Origin of the sequence: Maricaulis maris (assembly GCF_036322705.1) — a bacterium.
Classification (GTDB): Bacteria; Pseudomonadota; Alphaproteobacteria; order Caulobacterales; family Maricaulaceae; genus Maricaulis; species Maricaulis maris_B.
This window is the reverse complement of sequence record NZ_AP027270.1, coordinates 2,731,217-2,750,840: the sequence shown is the minus strand read 5'-3', so window position 1 is coordinate 2,750,840 and position 19,624 is coordinate 2,731,217. Positions and strand designations below refer to the sequence as shown.

Here is a 19,624-nt window from a genome sequence, read left to right as displayed (position 1 = left end):
GAGGGCGCGCCTTTTCACGACAGGAATGACATCATGAGCGCGTCCCTCGACAAGCTGCGCAACATCGCCATCGTGGCGCACGTTGACCACGGCAAGACCACGCTGGTCGACCAGCTGCTGCAACAGTCCGGAACGCTGGGCGAGCGGGCCAATGTGTCCGAGCGCATGATGGATTCCAACGATCTGGAAAAAGAGCGCGGGATCACCATCCTGGCCAAGAACACGGCGGTCACCTGGGGTGACTGGAACATCAACATCGTCGACACGCCCGGCCACGCCGATTTCGGCGGCGAGGTGGAACGCGTCCTGTCGATGGTTGATGGTGTCCTGCTGCTGGTCGATGCGGTCGACGGCCCGATGCCGCAGACCTCTTTCGTGACCAAGAAGGCGTTGGCCCGCGGCCTCAAGCCGATCGTCGTGATCAACAAGGCGGACCGTCCCTCGGCCCGCCCGGACTGGGTTGTCGACCAGACCTTTGATCTCTTCGACCGCCTTGGCGCCAATGAGGAACAGCTCGACTTCCCGGTCGTCTACGCCTCGGCCCTGCAGGGCTGGGCGGCCAATGAGGCCGGCGCGATCGGCACCGACATGACGCCGCTGTTCGAGATGATCACCACCCACACGCCGCCGCCGGGCGTCGATTTCGACGGTCCGCTGCAGCTGCAGGTTTCGGCCCTCGACTACTCCTCCTTCACCGGCGTGATCGGTATCGGACGCGTGACCCGTGGCCGTCTCGCCCGCAACCAGTCGGTCGTGGTCGCCAAGGCCGATGGCCGCCAGGTGAAGGGCAAGGTCCAGCAGATCTTCGGTTTCCACGGCCTCGAGCGGGTCGAGCGCGAGAGCGCCCAGGCGGGTGACATCATCACCTTCACCGGCATCGACAATCTCAAGATTTCCGACACGCTGTGCGATCCCGAGCATGTCGAGGCCCTGCCGCTGCTGTCCGTCGACGAGCCGACCCTGTCGATGACCTTCCAGGTCAATGACAGCCCGTTCGCCGGCCGTGAGGGCAAGTTCGTGACCTCGCGCAATCTCAAGGAACGCCTCGAGCGCGAGCTGATCCACAATGTGGCGCTGAAGGTCGAGCAGCAGGACAATCCGGACAAGTTCACGGTTTCCGGCCGCGGCGAGCTGCACCTCTCCATCCTGATCGAGACGATGCGCCGCGAAGGTTTCGAGCTGGCCGTCGGCCGTCCGCGCGTGGTCATCAAGGAAGTCGATGGCGAGCTGTGCGAGCCCTATGAGAGCCTCACCGTCGATGTCGAGGAGAGCGATCAGGGCGGGGTCATGGAAAAGCTCGGCCAGCGCAAGGCCGACATGAAGAACATGGTGCCGGACGGGCATGGCCGCGTCCGCATCGATTATGTCATCCCGACCCGCGGCCTGATCGGCTTCCGCTCCGAATTCCTGACCCTGACCTCGGGCTCCGGCCTGATGTTCCACACCTTTGATCACTACGCCCCGAAGACCGGCGGCGAGATCGGCCAGCGCCATAACGGCGCCATGGTCTCGATGATCGACGGCAAGGTGCTGGGCTTTGCCCTGTTCAACCTGCAGGAACGCGGCAAGCTCTTTGTCGGCCACGCCGTCGAGGTCTATGAAGGCATGATCATCGGCGTCAACGCCCGCGATGACGACATGATCGTCAACCCGACCAAGGGCAAGAAGCTGACCAATATGCGGGCCTCGGGCACCGACGAGAACATCGTCCTGACCACCCCGATCAAGCTGACCCTGGAATATGCGCTGGAATTCATCAATGACGACGAACTCGTCGAGGTGACCCCGCAATCCATCCGCATCCGCAAGACCTTCCTCAAGGAACACGAGCGCAAGAAAGCGTCGCGCTCGGCGGGCTAGGACCGGCCCTCACTGTCCCTCTCCACGGGGAGAAGGGCAGCGGGCGCAGCGAGGAAGGGACGAAGCGCGGTTGGCCCATGCCGCCTGCGGCGTCACCCCTCCGTCTCGCCCTGGCGGGCGCGCCACCTCCCCACGGTGTGGGGCGGAAAAGCTCTCCCGGAAACAATCACATTGTTCCCGGCCGGAGCCCCGCGCCTCCGGGAAAAATGAGCGTGGATGATGGGATGGCAGGTGGCGGGACGGGTTTTCTGCCCCCGCTTGCGGGCGAAGGGGGCCGGGCTCAGCGAGGAAAGCCCGCGTCGGCGGTGCTTCACCGATGAATGCCGCACATCCCATACCCGACCCTCGACAGTTCGGGTTCCAGCCGCTACCTCTCTCGCAACAAAACACAAACCCTGACGGGAGGTCCGTACCATGTTTGATAATCTGTTTTCCCTTGAAGGCCGGGTGGCGCTGATCACCGGCGGGTCGCGCGGCATTGGCGAGATGATTGCCGAGGGCTATGTGCGGGCCGGGGCGAAGGTCTACATCACCGCGCGCAAGGCGCCGGAATGCCTGGCGACGGCCGAGCGCCTGTCGGAATTCGGCACCTGTATCGCGCTGCCGGGTGATGCCTCGGGCGCTGACGGGGCCAAGGCTCTGGCGGCGAAATTTCTCGAGCACGAGAGCAAGCTGGACATCCTGGTCAACAATGCCGGTGCCGCCTGGGGCGCGCCGCTGGACGAGTTCCCGGAAAGCGGCTGGGACAAGGTCATGGACCTCAATGTCAAGACGCCCTTCTTCCTGATCCAGGCCCTGCACAGCGCCCTCAAGGCAGCGGCCTCGCCGCAGCAGCCGGCCAAGGTGATCAATATCGCTTCGATCGACGGGCTCTCGGTCAACATGATGGAGACCTATTCCTACGCCGCCTCCAAGTCCGGCATCATCCATCTGACCAAGCGTCTGGGCCTTGAGATGGCGAAGGAGCACATCAATGTCACCGCGATCGCGCCGGGCGCCTTCGCCTCGAGCATGAACAAGGTCGCCCGTGACCATGCCGACATGGTGTCCCAGGGTGTGCCTTCCGGCCGGGTTGGCGAGCCGTCGGACATGGCCGGCGCGGCGATCTTCCTGGCCTCGCGGGCCGGCGATTACGTGGTCGGCTCGACCCTGGTCGTCGATGGCGGCGTGGCCCAGGCGCGTGGCGCTTTCTAAGCCGGTTCGAATTGAGTTCAAGGGGGCGGGCGCTGCGTGGCAGGTCCGCCCCTTTTTTGTTTATACGCGCGCTCACTCCGGGGCGGAAACGGACATTGTTGTCGTGTCAGCCAGTCGGCCTCCCCTGTTCGAGGGATACCGGGCGCGCGGCGGGCGGCGGATACTTGCTCCCGGATCAAAGGGGAGGGCGCGATGCGCTGGATGAAAGTCATGATGGCCCTGGCCTGCCTGGGCGTGGTGTAGGCCTGTAGCGTGGTGACCGGTGGTCCGCTGGTCCGGCCGGGTGAGCCGACCGGGGTGCTGGAGATCGCCAACGGGTCGAGCCATACGCTGACGGTGATCCTGATCGCCGACTGTTCGGGGATGAGCTATGGCCTCAACCGCCTGCCCTCGGGCAGCACGATCCCGCCGGGCCGTTCCTATCGCTTCACCACCTCGGCAGGATGCTGGGATGTCAGCGCCGGCCTGGCCTACGGCACCACCATCTATGAGACGCGGTTCACGACCCAGGTCCGCCCCGGGCGTCTGACCCGTCACACCGTCACCGGGCGCTAGAGCATTTTCATCGATCTTAGAGTCGCGAAGGGATTCACTTGGGCCGCGAAGTGTGATTCTTAGGGTGTCATCATTGAGCCGGGAGGTCATGGATGACACGAGCGATGAGCGAGGATTTGCGCTGGCGGGTGGTTCGTCTTGTCGTCGACGAGGGTTTGTCGACGAGCGAGGCGGGGCAGCGCATGTGGGTCGGCAAGTCGACGGTTGGTAGCTGGGTTCGGCTTTTCCGACGAACCGGAGGCGTGTCGCCGCGCAAGAAGGGCAATCCGGGCCGCTCCTGCCTGGATGCGCACGAAGCCTTCATTCTCGGCCTGATCGACGAACGGGCGGACATCACGCTGGCGGAGATGGCGCAGCGTCTCGAGGCGGATCACGGTCTGCGCGTTCAACAAAGCACGCTCTGGTATTTCCTCGATAAACGCGGGCAGACATTTAAAAAAAGACGGGCCACGCGGCCGAACAGGATCGGCCGGACGTCTACGAGCGTCGCGTAGAATGGTTCGAACGCCAGCCGGATCTCGATCCGGAACGCCTCGTCTTCATCGACGAGAGCGGCGTGTCGACCAAGATGGCGCGTCTGTACGGGCGCTCCCCCAAAGGCGAGCGCTGCCGCGCCCCGATCCCGCACGGGCACTGGAAGACGATCACCTTCACCGCCGGGCTGCGTCTGAACGGTGTCGCCGCGCCTGCGTTGGTCGACGGCGCCATGAACGGCGAGACCTTCCTGACCTGGGTTGAAGGCATGCTGGTACGCGAACTTGAGCCCGGCGACATCGTGGTGATGGACAATCTGCCTGCCCACAAGGTCGCCGGCGTGCGCGACGCCATCGAGGCCGCCGGCGCCAGCCTGCTCTACCTGCCGCCCTACAGCCCGGTCTTCAATCCCATCGAAAAGGCGTTCTCAAAGCTCAAGGCCCTGCTTCGCAAGGCTACAGCCCGCACCGTCGATGATCTCCACCAGGCCGTCGCCAACGCCATCGACGCCATCACACCGGCTGAGTGCGTCAACTACTTCAAAGCCTGCGGATATGACCCCGATTAAAATGAAAACGCTCTAGACCGCCACTGCCGAGCCGAAACAGGAACGGGCGCCGGAGTTTCCTCCGGCGCCCGTCTTGTTTCAGTCCGACTGTGTGAGGCCTATTCGCCCATGCGGCGGATTTCGACTTCACCCATGTCGAGGGCGCGGATGTCGTCGGCGATCACGGCGGCGTCGCCGATGATGAGCCAGACGAACTGCTCCGGGTGAATGACCTCTTGTGCCGCAGCCCGGACCTCTTCGAGGTCGAGCGAACGGTAGCGCTCGGTCAGCGTGGCCGGATAATTCCAGTCACGACCCAGATTGGCGCTCGAGGCGAGCGAGTTGCGGACCGAAGAGGCGGTCTCGAACTGGCCGGGCAGGGAGCGGGTCGAGTTGTTCACCGAGCGCTCCAGCTCCTCGGCCGTGGCCGGGTTGGTGGAGGTGAACTCGTTGAACTCACGCAGCAGCTCGGCCAGCGAGTCCGAGGTGCGGTCGGTCTGCACCGGGGCATAGACCAGCCACGGGCGTTGGCCGCGGGCGCCCCAGAGCAGGGTCTGGGCACCGTAGGACCAGCCCTTGTCCTCACGCAGGTTCATGTTCACCCGGGCCGTGAAGGAACCGCCAATGGCGTCATTCATGGCCGAGTAGACTTCCGGATTGTCGACCGAGCCGGACGGGCCGATCAGGCCGGCCAGGATCAGCGATTGCGGCGAGTTCGGACGATCAACGATGATCACCCGGGCGCCATCCGAATTGGAGGCCTCGGAGAGGTTCTTCTGCGGCAGCGGCGTCGACGGGGCCTGCCAGTTGCGGAAGGCCCGCTCGAGGATCGGTGTGATCTCGTCCAGCGTCGTGTCACCGACGATGAACAGGGTCGCATTGTCCGGACGCAGCCAGGCGGTCTGGTGAGCCAGCAGGTCGGCGCGGGTAAAGCCCGCGACGGCTTCCGGCGTGCCTGATCCGGTGAAGGGCACCGAATAGGCGTGGCCTTCACCGAACATTTCCGGCGGCAGCATGCGCAGGGCGATGGCAATCGGATTGGCCATTTCCTGCTGGATGCCGTTGAGGGTCTGGGCGCGGACGCGCTCGATATCCTCATCGCGGAAGCTCGGATCAGTGATCACCGTGGCCATCAGCTCGACGGATGGGCGCAGATTGGTGCGCAGGGCCGAGAGATTGACCGAAGCGGTGTCGAGACCGGCACCGGTCGACAGGTTGGCACCCAGGCTTTCGGCCCGGGCGGCAATCCCGGTGGCGTCCATGCGGCCGGCACCTTCGTCGAGCATGTTCATGGTGAAGCTGGCGAGGCCAAGCTGACCGCCTTCGACGCTGTCGGCGGCATAGCCGCTGTCGAAGACCATCTGCATTTCGACCACCGGCACGGCGTCACGGCGGGCGAAGACGATCTCCACGCCATTGGACAGTGTGGCGGTTTCAACTTCCGGCCAGACCAGTTCGGGCGTCGAGGCGACGACCGGCAGGGCCGAGCGGTCGGCATCGGTTTCAACGCTGGCATACTGGCCGAAGGGCAGCACGGTGATTTCGTGCGAACCCGTGGTCAGCCATTCATTGGCCGTCGCGGTGATCTCGTCCGGGGTGGCGTTGTTCTGGCGTTCCAGATGGGTGCGCCAGAAGCCGGGATCGTTGGCGTAAAGGGCGCCCTCGGCCAGCGTGACGGCCTTGCCGCCAAAGCCGCCGATCTGTTCCAGACCGCGCACGACACCGGCATTGATCCGGGTCCGGGCTGCGGCCAGCTCGTCGCGGGTCGGGCCCTCTTCGAGCAGTTCGGCGACGATCTCGTCGATCCGGGCAGACGCCGCAGCGACATCCTCACCGGGGTTCAGCGTGACCTGGATGTGGAACTGGCTGGCGAGCTGATGCTCCTCAACATAGGCGAAGGCCGAGGTCGCGACCTGGCGTCCGAACACGAAGTCCTGGTACAGGCGCGAGGTGCGGCCACCACCGAGCACGGTGGCGAAGAGTTCCAGTTCGGCGCGCTCTTCGGAGATCCGGCCCGGCACGACCCAGGTGCGGTAGATGCGCGATTGCGGCACGTCGTCATAGATGACTTCGCTGGTGTTGTAGCGGCGCTCGGGGACCCATTCATTGATCTGGTTGAGCGGCGGGCCGACCGGGGCGTCGCCGAAATAGCGCTCGACCAGCGGCCGGGCTTCCTCGGCATCAATGTCACCGGCCAGGACGAGCACGGCGTTGGTCGCGCCGTAATACTGGCGGAACCAGGCCTGCACGTCTTCCAGCGAGGCGGCGTCGAGGTCATCCATCGAGCCAATCGTGGAGTGGGCGTAGGGGTGACCTTCCGGGAAGAGGGCGCGCAGCTGCGAGTACTCGACCATGCCGTAAGGCTGGTTGTCGCCCTGGCGCTTCTCGTTCTGGACCACGCCGCGCTGCTCATCGAGGCGTTCCTGGTCGATGGCACCGAGAAGGTGCGTCATGCGGTCTGATTCCATCCACAGCGCCATGTCCAGGGCCGGCGTCGGCACGGTCTGGAAATAATTGGTGCGGTCGAACCAGGTGGTGCCGTTGAGGCCGGTCGCGCCGACATCCTCGAACGGACCGAAATAGTCGTCATTGTAGTTTTCCGACCCGTTGAACATCAGGTGTTCGAACAGGTGGGCGAAACCGGTCCGGCCGGCTGGCTCGGCGCCGGATCCGACACCATACCAGATGCTGACGGCCACGATCGGCGCCTTGCGGTCCTCGTGGACGACAACGGTCAGGCCGTTCTCGAGCTCGAATTGTTCAAAGGGAATGTCAACGTCCGGCACCTGGGCGCTGGCCAGACCTGTCCATGACAGGGCTGCCGCGAAGGTTGCCGCAAGAATGCGGTGCATAGGTCTCTCCCACCTTGAGAATAATGTGTGGGAGAGACATAGAAGGTTGAGCGGAGAGGTGAAGTAAATTTCTGTTAATGTCCGGTTGCGGCTCCCGCCTAGACCTTCTTCACGAACTCGGTTTTCAGACCCATCTGGCCAACCCCGTCAATGCGGCAGTCAATGTCGTGATCGCCATCGGTCAGGCGGATATTCTTGACCTTGGTGCCGACCTTGACCACCTGGCTGGTGCCCTTGATCTTGAGATCCTTGATCACGGTGACGGTGTCGCCATCGGCCAGCTCGGCGCCATTGGCGTCGCGCCAGACCCGGACCGTTTCGCCGTCGCCGACAGGCGTGGCGGCTTCGGCCGACCATTCATGGGCGCACTCGGGGCAGACCAGCAAGGCGCCGTCCTCATAGGTCCACTGGCACTCACATTGCGGGCAGGCGGGCAGGTCGCTCATGGCCGGGGCCTTCTGTTGGGTCGGACATCCTGTCCTCTTGTGACCTGCCAGACCAGCCCGGGTCCAGCGCTTTGCGCTGCCTGCCGCGTCAGCGCGCCGGGGCGTGGTCAGCAATTCTCCAGGTCAAAGACGCGGCAGACTGCGTCATAGAGCCCGGTCCGGTCGCCGGGAACAGCGTCATCGGCCTCGCGCCAGGCGAGGGCGGCGCGGGCGGCCTCATCGCTTGCCGGACCGGCCTCGCCATCGATGCGGAAGACATAGCCGGCCGGCTGCCCGAAGGCGCTGGCATCGCCGAGGAACTGGCAGATACCCGCCTGCATCGCGGCGACGCCGGCATAGGGGGGCGACACAGTGGCCGTCACCCGGCACACGGCATGCTCCGTGCCGTTTGCGGTGACGAAGACGGTGTCTGCGCCGGACCCGGATGCACCGTCCCCGGCTGCGGGGGTGACCGTTTCCGGAGCCGGCGTGTCAGCGCTTTCGCTCCCGCCCGCCAGGCCGCTCGGATCCTCGACCCGGCTTGCCGGATCCCCGGTCACACGGATCAGGACGACCATGGGCCGCAGGTCCTCGTCGCGCAGGATGATCTGGTAGCGGCCGGGCTGCGCGGCTTTCGCATCGGCCTCGAGCGTGAAGCGGCCGGCACCGGAATCCGCGACCGAAAGGGCAAGCCCGGGCGGGGTGGCACCGACCCACTGGGCCGTGTAGGGCGCATTGCCCCCTTCAGCGTCCAGGGTTTGGGTCCGGGTTTCGAGATCGGCTAGGTCGATGGCGACCGGCGGCTGCAGCAGCCGGATGATATCGGTGGTGAGGCCGGAGGCGATGTCGATGCAGCTGGCAATACCCGTGGCGCCGCCGTGATCCAGTGCCAGGCTGTCCAGCAGGGCGGTGACCGCCTCGGCGTCAGCCTGGGCGCGCGCCAGGGCCGGCCGGTTGCGGCGCAGCCAGTTATCGAGCGCAATATCGACATCATTGGCGTTCTGTACCCCGGCGTCACGGGTCACCGGATCCGGCAGGCTGAACAGGTCGGGCCGCTGGCTGAGCTGGCCGGCCAGGGTCAGGATGCTCTGATTGGCGACATTGACCGAGCTTTCCAGTGACACATCAAGATTGTGAAGGCGAAGCTGGAGCGCGAGATCAACATCGATCAGGGCCGACATCAGCTGGTCGCCCTCGAGCTGATTGTCGAGGCGTGCACGCACGGCGGCGTCGCGGACCCGCAGGATGTCCCGGATCGCCGACTCCACGCTTTCGAAGCTTGTCCGATACGGCCCGGTTGCCCCGTCCCGTGTCGGGGCGGTGTCGAGGATGGCGCCAAGGGCATTGGCCGAGGTGATGAAGCGCGTGACCATCGCCCCGTCGAGCAAGGTTCGGCGCTGCAGCGCGCCTGAGGATTCGCGGAACAGGCAGTTGGCGGCGCGCTGGCCATCCAGATAGATCGTCGCCTGCGCCGGCGGGGCGACGATGGGCGACAGGGTTGCGGAGGTGCCGGCGATCAGGCCCAGACCGGTGGTCGCGCCATCGCTGCCGCCACTCAGCGCATTCGCCACCGCGCCGAGTGAGCCGAACAGGGTTCCGGACCGGAAGGCCCGTCGCTGGCCGCTATTGGCGTCGGCGCGTCCCCGGTAGACCTGGCGGAAATCGTCGATGCAGTCGCGCGCCTGGTCGACGCTTGTCAGCGTGCTGCCGGGTCGGTCGGTGCAATGGGCAGAGATATCCGCTGCCGGGCGGGAGGATCGGGGCATTGTCGAACAGCCGGCCAGAAGACTGGCGCCCAATGTCGCAAAAAGCATCCCGTGTCGCATCATGGCGTGTCTCCCCGCAGGCCCCGTCGCCGCAAAGATAGCGTGACCACGGCTTTGATGCTACCTTTAGTTGAGCCGGCCCGGGGCGTGGCGCGGCGGGGTTTCCAGGGGCGGGCCGTGTTCATCCACAAGACACTCAGGCAGGACTTCGCTGTTCTGGAGACCCTGTCGGAGCGGATGGCCGGTCTTCGGGACCATGCCGACCTGCTGCAGCGCTTCATGCGGTTTTCAGGGCTCGACAAGGACGGCGCCCGGGACGCGCTCGGTCCGAAGGGTAACCCGATCCTGCTGGTCGCGACCCTGGAGGGCGCGACGCGAGGTCGCTTCCTGACGGCCAGCCCGGCCGCCATCACCCTCGACAAGGGCCTGCTCGGTCAGTGGAGCCATCACCCGAATGACGCCAGCCTGCGCGATCGCGTGGTGGCAACCTGCCTGCACGAGATGGTCCATTGGGGCCGATACCGCTGCGGGTTGCCGGCGCATCTCTGTGCGAACGCCGCCATCTCCGGCCCGTGTCCGGTGCCCGCCTGCCGCAAGGACTGCTGGCGTGAGGCCGGGCACGCCTTCGAGGCCGGGCTGGCGGGACTTCTGGACAGCGCCCCGGCCGATCCGGACGATGACGGCTGCGTTTTCGACGGCAACCGTCCGGTCGCCTAGTCCCGCCCGCTCCGGGTGATCACTCGCCCGTGTCGGCCGCCATCTGGTCGAACCAGCCCACATACAACGGCGCGATGTGGTCGCCGTAATACAGCAGTTCCGGCGTGTCATGACGCAGGGCCAGGTGCGCCTGGGTGAAGGCGGTTGCCATCGGCAGGTCATGGCTGGGCGTACCATGGGCGGCAATGAGGGCTGCGCGCAGCGTCTCGGCCTCCTCAGCCCCGGTCAGGACCCAGACGAAGGCGAGGGCATCATCGGCGAAGACGAATTCGGCCTCGCGCGGGGTGCCGGCATGATCGAGACCGGCACAGTCAGCCTGGACGTGGCTGGACTGGGCGACCGGCATCTGCTCCAGCGGCATGTCCCGGATGGTGAGGCGGGTGCAGGCGGCCTCAAGCAGTGGACGGACCGTCTCCAGGCTGGCGCCGAAGCGGGCCGCTGCCGGCGCCTGTTCGGGACCGGTCACGGACACGGGCTGAGCTGCGAGGCAGGCTGTGAGACCCGTCGCGGCGAGGATGAGTGCGGTCATGGCGGGACGCAGGTCGGGGCGGAAAGCAGAGTGATGTGTCATGGCGGGTGTCCGTCTATCGGGTGGATGAGGACACCAGGCTGCCGCAGCGCCAGGAATGGGTCGTCCCGGATCAGGATATGGGACGTTTCCGGTGATGATCCGGCTCGTCAGCCACCGGATGCGCGCGCCCGGGTGATACGGGCGAAGGCCCGGCTGGGGGTCTCGCCGCGAAGGTCGTGGTAGAGCCGGTTGAAGGCGGACTTGGAGTTGAACCCGGCCTCGAAGGCGAGGCTGAGAAGGCTCTCGCCCGCACGGTCGGGGTCGGCCATCATGGCGTCCACGGCGTCGATCCGCAGCCCGTTCACATAGGTCGAAAAACTCCCGCCACTTCCGGCATTCACGGCGCGCGAGATGTCACGGGTCGTACCGCCCGCGGCGCGGGCGACATCGGCGAGCGAGAGACGGGGCTCGCGCCACAGCGCCTGCGCCTGAACGATCCGGTCAATGCGTTCGAAGTCGGCCAGCGCGTCGGCATCATCGGGTTGGGAGCCGGCTCCGGCGCGCCCCGCGTCCAGACCACGTGGCGACAAGGCGCCGCGATCACGCACATGCTCGCGGCTGCGCCAGGCGAGGGCCGTGAGCAGGGCGGTCACGCCGACCAGGACCAGCGCGAAGCCGGCGCCATCGAGCCCGGGCAGGCGCGAGGCGAAGGTCGAACGCAGGATATCGACGGTGGCCAGGGCGACGAAGGCATAGAAGGCCTGGCGCACCCAGCGCAGGCTGACCCGGTCATCATCGGCGCGGACCTGACCGGTCAGCTGGCCATGCTCCCGCAGGGCCAGCCCGATGGCGACCAGATAGCCCATCAGCAGCGGTAGTCCCGCCAGTTGCGGCCAGGGGTCGGCCGGTCGGAACAGGACGACGAGAAGGGCGGGCAGGGCATGTACCAGATCCCGCCAGCCCGGCCGCGCCTCGCGGTAGCACAGCCCGCGGACGAACAGCCACAGCCCGGGCCCGTACAGCAGGCCGAACGCACTGGTCACGTCGGCCTCGGGCGGAAGGTTCGCATGCGCGGTCACCAGATTGGTCAGCATGTGCGCGGCGAATACGAGACACAGCAGGCCGAGGCTGGGCGATATCCGCCGCCACAGCATAAAGGTGGCCAGCAGTCCGGCATGATAGGCGGCCAGGAGCTGGACCCCGTCAATCACCGACACAGTTTATCCTCCGCCGCGAATGGCCTCGATGACGCTGATGACGATCGCCAGGTTGAAAGCGAGGCCCACTGTCGTGATTGTCGCTGCGAGTGCGGCGGCCAGGGTGAGCATGACGGCGCGGACCGGCATCAGCATGACGGCCCGGGCCCTTTCTGCACCGGCCCAGCGCGGGCGGGTGAGCTTCTCGACCAGATCGATGAAACCGCCGCGCCACAGGCAGACGGACAGGAACAGCCAGATCACAAGCCAGACGACCGGTCCGACGGTGATGGCCAGCCCCATTCCGGGCAGGTCGAGCAGGGCTCGTATCTCGTCAAACATGTGTGTTCACTCCGGCATGCACAATCCTCATTAGCCTTTCAGTCATCTGCGCGCTACATGCGCACGTACAAGATGTCTGCGACGGAATGGGGCTCCCCGTTCGTGTCAGTCAGATACGGTCTTCGGGGACAGGTTGACGGGAATGATGTCGATGAAACGGTTCTGGATCGGTGTGGCCGGTCTCATTGTGATGGCGGCAGCCGGCTGGTGGTGGGTGTCTCGCGGTGGCGAGGGCGCCGGCGAAATCGTGATCGAAACCGAAACGGTTGCGGAAGGCGAAGTGCGCCGGATCGTGTCCGCTTCCGGTGCCGTGCGGGCGCTGGTGACCGTCGAGGTCGGCTCCCAGCTGTCCGGCCAGATCGAGGCCCTCTATGTCGATTTCAACGACACGGTCGAGGAAGGGCAGATCATCGCCCAGCTCAATCCGGAAACCTATGAGACCCGCATCCGCGAAGCCGAGGCCAATCGCGCGACCGCGGCCGCCAATCTCTCCCTGCAGCGTGCCAACCGTCTGACCGCCGAGGCTAATGCCCGGTCGGCGCAGCAGGAATACGACCGTATCCAGGCCCTGTTTGATCGCGGGATCACCGCGCAGGCCGCGCTCGACAATGCCGTGACCGCGCAGGAGGCTGCCCAAGCGAGCCTGGCCGTGTCCGATGCCCAGATCCGCAATGCCCAGGCGGTACTCGACCAGCGCGAAGCGACCCTGGAAGGGGTCCGGATCGACCTCGAACGCACCACGATCCGCGCGCCGATCAACGGCGTCGTCGTCGACCGTGCCGTTGACCAGGGACAGACGGTGGCGGCCAGCCTGTCGGCGCCGACCCTGTTCACGATCGCCCAGGATCTCGGCCAGGTGCAGATCGATGCCCAGGTCGATGAAGCCGATATCGGCCAGATCGCCGAAGGCCAGACGGTGGCGTTCACGGTCGATGCCTATCGCGGCCTCGAACTGACCGGCGTGGTCGATCAGATCCGCCTGGCCCCGCAGACCCTGAACAATGTGGTGACCTATACAGTGGTGATCTCCGCGACCAATCCGGATCAGCGCCTGCTGCCGGGCATGACGGCCAATATGGATATTATCACCGGTGAACGCACCGGCGTGCTGACCGTGCCGAACTCGGCCCTGCGTTTCCGTCCGTCCCCGGCGCTCGAGAGCCGGACCCTGCCGGTCGAGACCGGTGGTGAGGGCGGTGGTCGTCCCGGTGGCGGCGGCGGTGGTCGCGGCAATCCGATGGCCCAGATGGCCGAGCGCCTCGAACTGACGCCGGACCAGCAGGAGCGCGCCGGCACGATCTTCCGCTCGGTCTTCGGACGCATGGCGGCGCAGGCCCAGTCCGGCGGCACGTTCGATCGCGACGCCGCCCAGGCCGAGATCGCCCGCGAGATGCAGGGCATCCTGACGCCGGAACAGATGCGGCTTTATCGCGAGATGCAGCGTGAGGCCCGCGAGACGCGTCCGGCGACGATCTGGGTGCTCGAGGCCGACGGGACGCTGGCGGAGCGCCGGGTCCGCGTTGGCATCAACGATACCCAGCAGACCGAGATTGTCGGTGGCCAGCTCGAGGCCGGCGAGGCCGTGATCACCCGGGCCCGCGAGGTGCGCGAATAATGCCGGCGCTGATCGAGTGTCGCAATCTGGTCAAGACCTACACGATGGGTGACCAGACGGTGCATGCCCTCAACGGTGTCTCGCTGGATATCGAGGCGGGTGAGTACGTCGCCATCATGGGAACCTCCGGCTCGGGCAAGTCGACCCTGATGAATCTGCTTGGCGCCCTCGATCAGCCGACCTCCGGCCAGCTGCACATTGCCGGTGAGGATGTGCGCTCGCTGGGGCCGGATGCGGTCTCGCGCTTTCGCAATCGCACGATCGGCTTCGTCTTCCAGCAGTTCAACCTGCTGCCGAGGACCAGCGCGGTCGAGAATGCCGGCCTGCCGCTGATCTATTCCGGCCTGCCTCATGCCGAGCGGGTCAAGCGCGCCATGGCGCGTCTGGAACAGGTCGGGCTGGGCGACCGGACCGACCACCATCCGGCCCAACTCTCCGGTGGTCAGCAACAGCGGGTCGCGATCGCGCGCTCGCTGGTCAATGATCCCAAGATCCTGCTGGCCGACGAACCGACCGGCGCGCTCGACAGCAAGACGTCCGACGACATCATGGCGATCTTCGACCAGCTCAATCGCGAGGGGATCACTGTGATCCTCGTGACCCACGAGCAGGAAGTGGCGGACCATGCCCGACGCCAGATCGTGTTCCGGGACGGCAATATCGTGGAGGACCGCTCATGAACGCCTTTGCTTCCCTGCGCGTCGCGCTGACCGCCCTGCGCATCAATGCCTTGCGCAGTGCGCTGGCCATGCTCGGCGTCATCATCGGTGTCGCCTCGGTGATCGTCCTGGTGTCCATCAGTGAGGGCACCAAACAGGCCGTCGAGGCCCAGATTGCCAGTTTCGGGGCCAACCTCCTGATCATCCGCCCGGGCTCGTCCATGTTCGGCGGGCGCCGCGGCGCTGCCGGCTCGGGTGATCCGATGACCGATGGCGATGTGGCGGCGATCCGCGAGGAAATCGCCGGCCTTGCGGGCGTGTCCGGTGAAGTCTCCGCCAGTACGACGCTGGTCTTTGGCGGGATCAACTGGACCTCCCGGATCCAGGGCGTGAACCCGGACTATTTCTCGGCCCGCGGCTGGGTGATCGGCGAAGGCCGGGCCTTCTCCGGCGCCGAGGACGTGTCCGGCCGCCGCTATGTCGTGGTTGGCCAGACGGTGATCCAGGAATTGTTCGACGGTGCCAGCCCGCTCGGTCAGTCAATCCGCATCGGCGGCCAGCCCTTCGAGGTCATCGGTACGCTGGAGCGCAAGGGCGAGACCTCCTGGGGACAGGATCAGGATGATGTCGTGTTCGCCCCATTGTCGACGGTTCGCCAGAGATTTGGTGCAGGCCAGAGTGTGACGGTCCGTGATGCGGTTTCGACGATCTACGCCGATATCGCGCCCGGCGAATCCACCTCGCGGGTGATTGCCGATATCGAGGACCTGCTGCGCATCCGGCGCGACATCCAGCCCGGGGCCGAGGATGATTTCGCGGTCGGCTCGCTGGCCGAGTTCATCCGGGCCCGCAACGAGACAGAGAGCCAGCTCGGCCTCCTGCTCGCTGTCGGGGCGGGGATCGTCCTGCTGGTCGGCGGGATCGGGATCATGAACATCATGCTGGTCTCGGTAACCGAGCGAACTCGCGAGATCGGCTTGCGGCTGGCGGTCGGGGCGCGCCGCGCCGATGTCCGCAACCAGTTCCTGATCGAGAGTATCGTCCTGTGCGTGATCGGTGGGCTGGCCGGTCTCGTGGTCGGGGTCGGCGGCACGCTGATCTATGCCGAGGTCGGCCAACTCGACATCTTGATCGATCCGGTCATCGTCGCCATTGCGATCGGGGCCTCGGCCTTTGTCGGGGTCTTTTTCGGCCTCTACCCGGCCCACCGCGCCTCGCGCCTCAATCCGATCGACGCGCTGCGCTTCGAGTAATCGAAGCCGGCCGTCAGTCGCTGTCCGGCCCGGTCCGGGGTGGCGTGCGTGGCAGGGTGAAAACAAAGCTCGATCCGAGTCCGGGTTCGGACTCGACATGGATCGCGCCGCCCAGCCGTTCAACAGCCTGGCGAACCACGGCGAGGCCGATCCCCGAGCCCTGATATTCCTCGCGCGCATGCAGGCGCTGGAAGGGGGCAAATATCTTCTCGGCAAAGCGCATGTCGAGGCCAATGCCGTTATCGGCAACGGTAAAGCGCCAGCCCGTATCGGTTTCGACCGCCTCGATGGCGATTTCCGGATTGGCCTCACCGCGGTATTTGACCGCATTGGACATCAGGTTCTGCAGGATCTGCGTCAGCAGCACACGATCGGACAGGATGACCGGCAGTTCGATTGGCGTGATCCGGGCGCTGCTCTCCGTGACGACCGTTTCCAGGTGGTCGGCGATCTCGGAGACGAGTGCGGCGGTATCGATCTCCGTGAAGTTCAGCGGCTGGCTGGCGAGCTTGGAATAGGTCAGCAGGTCGTGGATCAGGCGCTGCATGCGCTGGGCCGCATCGGCGAGAAATTCCAGACTGCGGGCACCGTCTTCATCCAGCTTGTCGGAATAGCGCCGTTTCACCAGTGAGGAGAAAGCCGCAACCTTGCGCAGGGGCTCCTGCAGGTCGTGCGAGGCCACGGTTGCAAACCGGTCGAGTTCGCGATTGGTCCGCTCCAGTTGCTGATTGGCCGCCCTCAGCTCCGAGACATCATTCAGGATGGCATAGCTGCGCCGCGGCTGGCCCTCGGCATCGCGTTCCAGGAAGGATGAGAGCAGGACGTCGACCGGCTCACCGGTCTTGCGCAGGAAGCGGTAGGGCGTGTTGATGTTGTGACCGCTCTGGAACAGATTCGGCAATTCAACCGAAATGGCCCGCTCGCGAGACTCCTCATCGAGAAATTCCGTCGACTTGCGACCGATCACTTCCTCGCGCTGATAGCCGAGGTTGGACAGCCAGAAATCGCTGACTTCGACGATGTAACCGTCGGCGTCGATCGTGTGCAGCATGGCCGGTGTGGCGCGGTAAATGCGCTCGAAGCGGGCCCGTTCCTCGGCCATCAGGTTGTCGAGACGACGCGTCGCGTCGATGTTCCAGAGCACACCGGAAGCCGCGGTCGGCTTTCCCTGCGCGTCGCGCTCGACGATGCGCCCGGTCGAGCGATACCAGACGTCCTCGCCGTGCAGGTCTTTCAGCCGGTATTGGTCATCGACCTGGGCGCCGGGCGTGGCGAAGAGATGGGCAACCGAGGCATCAAGGGCAATGAGATCGTCCTTGCAGATACGCTTTCGCCACTCGGCAATCGGAATGGTACGGGCGACGTCGTCACCATACAATTCCGGAATGATGGTGCCGCGAAGGTCAATGGTCTGAGCCTTCAGGTCGATCCGCCAGGTGCCGAGGGCTGCCGCCTGCACGGCCTCGAAGAGCTGTTGTTCGCGATCGGCGAGGGCTTCCTGGGTGGACAGGCGTTCAGAGATGTCGGCGATGAAACCCGTTGCGGCCGTCGGCGTGCCGTTTTCGTCGCGTTCGGAGACGCGGCCGCGATTGTGGACACGGATCCAGCCGGCCTTGTCGGAGTGGTAGCGGAACACGCGGTCGATACTGTCCTGCCTGCTCGACATCAGCGCGTCAAAGCCCCGCTGCGCGTCGGCGGCGTCATCGGGGTGGATGCGGGCGGCCCAGTCGTCATAGGTGACCCGTGCATTGCCGGGCGGCAGTCCCATCATTTCGGAAATGATGGCGCTGGCTTCGCAGATCCGGGTTTTCAGATTGATCCGCCAGGCGCCTTCGCCGGCGGCCAGAAGGGCTTCACGCAGCCGCCGGTCGCTCTCGGCGAGTGCGCGCTCGAGGCGCCGCTCCTCGGTGATGTTGCTGATGATGCCGGCGGCGCGGGCGGCACGTCCGTCCGCCGTCCATTCCACCACTTGTCCCCGCGACCGCAGCCAGACTTCGGCGCTGTCCGGCCCGACCACCCGGAAACGACCCAGACTCTGACTGCTCCCGGGACCCGTCTGATCACGGGTCTGGTTGGTGAACTGGCCAAAGCGGTCGCGCGCAACGGTGACGGTCTCGTCCGGAAAAAGGGCGAAAAAGTCATTGAAGTCGACCACTTCGCCATCCTCGACCTGAAGCAGGCGGGACAGCAGGCCGGAGACCCTCAGGCGGTCGCTCGCGATGTCGAGGCTCCAGGCCCCGTCATTGGCCCCTGCCAGGCCTTCGCGCATCAGCCGTTCGGTCTCGACAAGCTTCAACTCGAGTTGTTTGCGCTCGGTGATGTCAAGCAGGACCCCCACCACCAAAGGCGGATCAGTGTTCGGTTTCAGGCCGCCGCGAGAGCGCAGCCAGATCCATTCATCGGAACGGGCGTCGAGCAGGCGGTATTCGGCATCCAGCGTTTCGGCCCGGCCTTCGGCAATGGCCTCGAGCTGGCGGGCGAGATTTCCCCGTTCGTGGTCATGGATACGATCCATCCAGATATCGCCATCCATCGTCTCGACGTCATCGGAAACGCCCAGCATGCCCCGGATCGGCCCGATCGGAGTGACTTCCAGGGTCTTCGGGTTAACCTCCCAGACGCCGCTGGACCCGTATTCGATTGCGTCGGCCAACTGGCGTTCGCGCGCCGCCAGCTGAACTTCCAGCTCCTGGCGTTCGGTGGCATCGGCGACCACGCCTGAAATCCGCAGGGCGTGACCCTCGCGGGTAAACTCGGTGACCTTGCCGCGCATGTGCAACCAGCGCCAGGCGTCGTCGACGCGCTGGGCCTTGAAGATGATATCGAGAGGCCGGGTCGGGTTGGTGCGCTGTTCCTCGATGGCCTGGGCTAGGCGGGGGCGGTCTTCCTCGTGGGTGATTTCCAGCCAGCGCTCGAGCGAGATGGTCGCGTCGGCGGACGAGATGCCCATGAACTCGTTGATAAAGCCACGGGTCGACCCGAGCCGTGTCACCAGGTTCAGCGAGAAAGCCCCCTCATTGGCCGAGGCGAGGGCCGCGCGCAGCTGGATGTCGCTGGCCTCGAGCCGGGCCTTGAGCGTGAGTTCGGCCGTGACGTCACGGATGAAGAGCAGGATGGAGGCGTCCGTCGTCCCGTCGGCGGCGGACCGGGTCGCCACGGTCTCGCCGTCGAAGACACGGCTGTTGCGGGTGCGGTAGCGGGCCGTAAACCGACCTTCCGAAAGGCCGTCCGGTATATCGAAGCCCGCGTCCTCGAGCTGGTCATAGGCCCGCGGGTCGGCGAACACGATCTGCGCCCGCTTGCCGGCCAGCTCGGCCCGGTCATAGCCCAGAAGTTCCGATGCAGCGGCGTTGATCGCGGTGATGGCGCCACGCGCATCGAGGACAAGGATGGGCAGCGGGGAGCTGGCAAACAATGCCCGTTGCATGTCGGCAGACCGTGCGGTCATCGCGGCAATGCTCCGGCGCTTTGTGTCATCCGTGGCCTCTTGGACGAAAAGGGTGAGACAGTTTGAGCGCGTCGCGTCCGGATTGAAAAGGTTCGATAGTGTGGAAGCTTAGCATTTGCGCAGCGCAGTCGTCACGCAAAGACGTTCCAAGGCCCGGGCAGTTGGGGATGAGAACGAGGCTGGCCTTGCGCAATTGTGTCGATATGCTCC

15 protein-coding genes are annotated in these 19,624 nt (G+C 65.6%); 8 read left to right on the top strand and 7 right to left on the bottom strand.

What is annotated here, in order from left to right; all coding sequences use genetic code 11:
- The first annotated feature begins 33 nt into the window (after nucleotides 1-33).
- The 4 genes from typA (at nucleotide 34) to AAA969_RS13075 (ending at nucleotide 4,651) form a co-directional block, all read left to right on the top strand.
- On the top strand, nucleotides 34-1,860 hold the full coding sequence (gene typA, locus AAA969_RS13090; protein ID WP_338246497.1) for a translational GTPase TypA: 1,827 nt from the start codon (nucleotides 34-36) through the stop codon (nucleotides 1,858-1,860).
- Nucleotides 1,861-2,274: 414 nt separating this feature from the next.
- A complete protein-coding gene (locus tag AAA969_RS13085) occupies nucleotides 2,275-3,054 on the top strand; it encodes an SDR family oxidoreductase (RefSeq protein WP_338246496.1) in 780 nt (259 codons plus the stop codon).
- Between the two features lie 252 nt (nucleotides 3,055-3,306).
- On the top strand, nucleotides 3,307-3,609 hold the full coding sequence (locus AAA969_RS13080; protein WP_338246495.1) for a hypothetical protein: 303 nt from the start codon (nucleotides 3,307-3,309) through the stop codon (nucleotides 3,607-3,609).
- A 92-nt stretch (nucleotides 3,610-3,701) separates the two neighbouring features.
- A protein-coding gene (locus tag AAA969_RS13075) for an IS630 family transposase (protein WP_338246494.1) occupies nucleotides 3,702-4,651 on the top strand; the annotation gives its coding sequence in 2 pieces (ribosomal slippage) (nucleotides 3,702-4,044 and nucleotides 4,044-4,651; 951 coding nt in all).
- Nucleotides 4,652-4,749: 98 nt separating this feature from the next.
- On the opposite strand, the gene AAA969_RS13070 is transcribed toward AAA969_RS13075, so the two are convergent.
- The 3 genes from AAA969_RS13070 to AAA969_RS13060 all read right to left on the bottom strand — a co-directional run bounded on the left by AAA969_RS13070 (nucleotide 4,750) and on the right by AAA969_RS13060 (nucleotide 9,736).
- Nucleotides 4,750-7,482 carry a M16 family metallopeptidase gene (locus AAA969_RS13070; RefSeq protein ID WP_338246493.1) on the bottom strand — a complete coding sequence of 911 codons (2,733 nt, stop codon included), beginning with the start codon at nucleotides 7,480-7,482 and terminating at the stop codon, nucleotides 4,750-4,752.
- Nucleotides 7,483-7,580: 98 nt separating this feature from the next.
- Complete coding sequence (locus tag AAA969_RS13065; protein WP_338246492.1) at nucleotides 7,581-7,928, bottom strand: zinc ribbon domain-containing protein YjdM; 348 nt, start codon at nucleotides 7,926-7,928, stop codon at nucleotides 7,581-7,583.
- A 107-nt stretch (nucleotides 7,929-8,035) separates the two neighbouring features.
- A complete protein-coding gene (locus tag AAA969_RS13060; protein WP_338246491.1) occupies nucleotides 8,036-9,736 on the bottom strand; it encodes a hypothetical protein in 1,701 nt (566 codons plus the stop codon).
- A 114-nt stretch (nucleotides 9,737-9,850) separates the two neighbouring features.
- Here AAA969_RS13060 and AAA969_RS13055 point away from each other — a divergent pair, with 114 nt between their 5' ends.
- Complete coding sequence (locus AAA969_RS13055; RefSeq protein WP_338246490.1) at nucleotides 9,851-10,390, top strand: hypothetical protein; 540 nt, start codon at nucleotides 9,851-9,853, stop codon at nucleotides 10,388-10,390.
- Between the two features lie 19 nt (nucleotides 10,391-10,409).
- On the opposite strand, the gene AAA969_RS13050 is transcribed toward AAA969_RS13055, so the two are convergent.
- The 3 genes from AAA969_RS13050 to AAA969_RS13040 form a co-directional block, all read right to left on the bottom strand.
- On the bottom strand, nucleotides 10,410-10,961 hold the full coding sequence (locus AAA969_RS13050) for a hypothetical protein (RefSeq protein ID WP_338246489.1): 552 nt from the start codon (nucleotides 10,959-10,961) through the stop codon (nucleotides 10,410-10,412).
- 107 nt (nucleotides 10,962-11,068) lie between these two features.
- Nucleotides 11,069-12,118, bottom strand: a complete 1,050-nt coding sequence (locus AAA969_RS13045) for a helix-turn-helix transcriptional regulator (RefSeq protein ID WP_338246488.1) — start codon at nucleotides 12,116-12,118, stop codon at nucleotides 11,069-11,071.
- Between the two features lie 3 nt (nucleotides 12,119-12,121).
- On the bottom strand, nucleotides 12,122-12,439 hold the full coding sequence (locus AAA969_RS13040; protein WP_338246487.1) for a hypothetical protein: 318 nt from the start codon (nucleotides 12,437-12,439) through the stop codon (nucleotides 12,122-12,124).
- 142 nt (nucleotides 12,440-12,581) lie between these two features.
- Between AAA969_RS13040 and AAA969_RS13035 the strand changes: the two genes are divergently transcribed.
- Genes AAA969_RS13035 through AAA969_RS13025 form a run of 3 tightly spaced genes read left to right on the top strand, consistent with a single transcriptional unit; the run spans nucleotide 12,582 to nucleotide 15,966 of the window.
- The gene (locus tag AAA969_RS13035) at nucleotides 12,582-14,054 is read left to right on the top strand and encodes an efflux RND transporter periplasmic adaptor subunit (protein WP_338246486.1); all 1,473 of its coding nucleotides are present in this window, start codon (nucleotides 12,582-12,584) and stop codon (nucleotides 14,052-14,054) included.
- Nucleotides 14,054-14,734, top strand: a complete 681-nt coding sequence (locus AAA969_RS13030; protein WP_338246485.1) for an ABC transporter ATP-binding protein — start codon at nucleotides 14,054-14,056, stop codon at nucleotides 14,732-14,734. The genes AAA969_RS13035 and AAA969_RS13030 overlap by 1 nt, the downstream gene beginning before the upstream one ends.
- Entirely contained in the window at nucleotides 14,731-15,966 is a 1,236-nt protein-coding gene (locus AAA969_RS13025) for an ABC transporter permease (RefSeq protein ID WP_338246484.1), read from the top strand. The genes AAA969_RS13030 and AAA969_RS13025 overlap by 4 nt, the downstream gene beginning before the upstream one ends.
- A 13-nt stretch (nucleotides 15,967-15,979) precedes the next feature.
- Here AAA969_RS13025 and AAA969_RS13020 read toward each other — a convergent pair whose 3' ends face one another.
- The gene (locus tag AAA969_RS13020; RefSeq protein WP_338246483.1) at nucleotides 15,980-19,414 is read right to left on the bottom strand and encodes a PAS domain-containing protein; all 3,435 of its coding nucleotides are present in this window, start codon (nucleotides 19,412-19,414) and stop codon (nucleotides 15,980-15,982) included.
- Nucleotides 19,415-19,624: the final 210 nt, after the last annotated feature.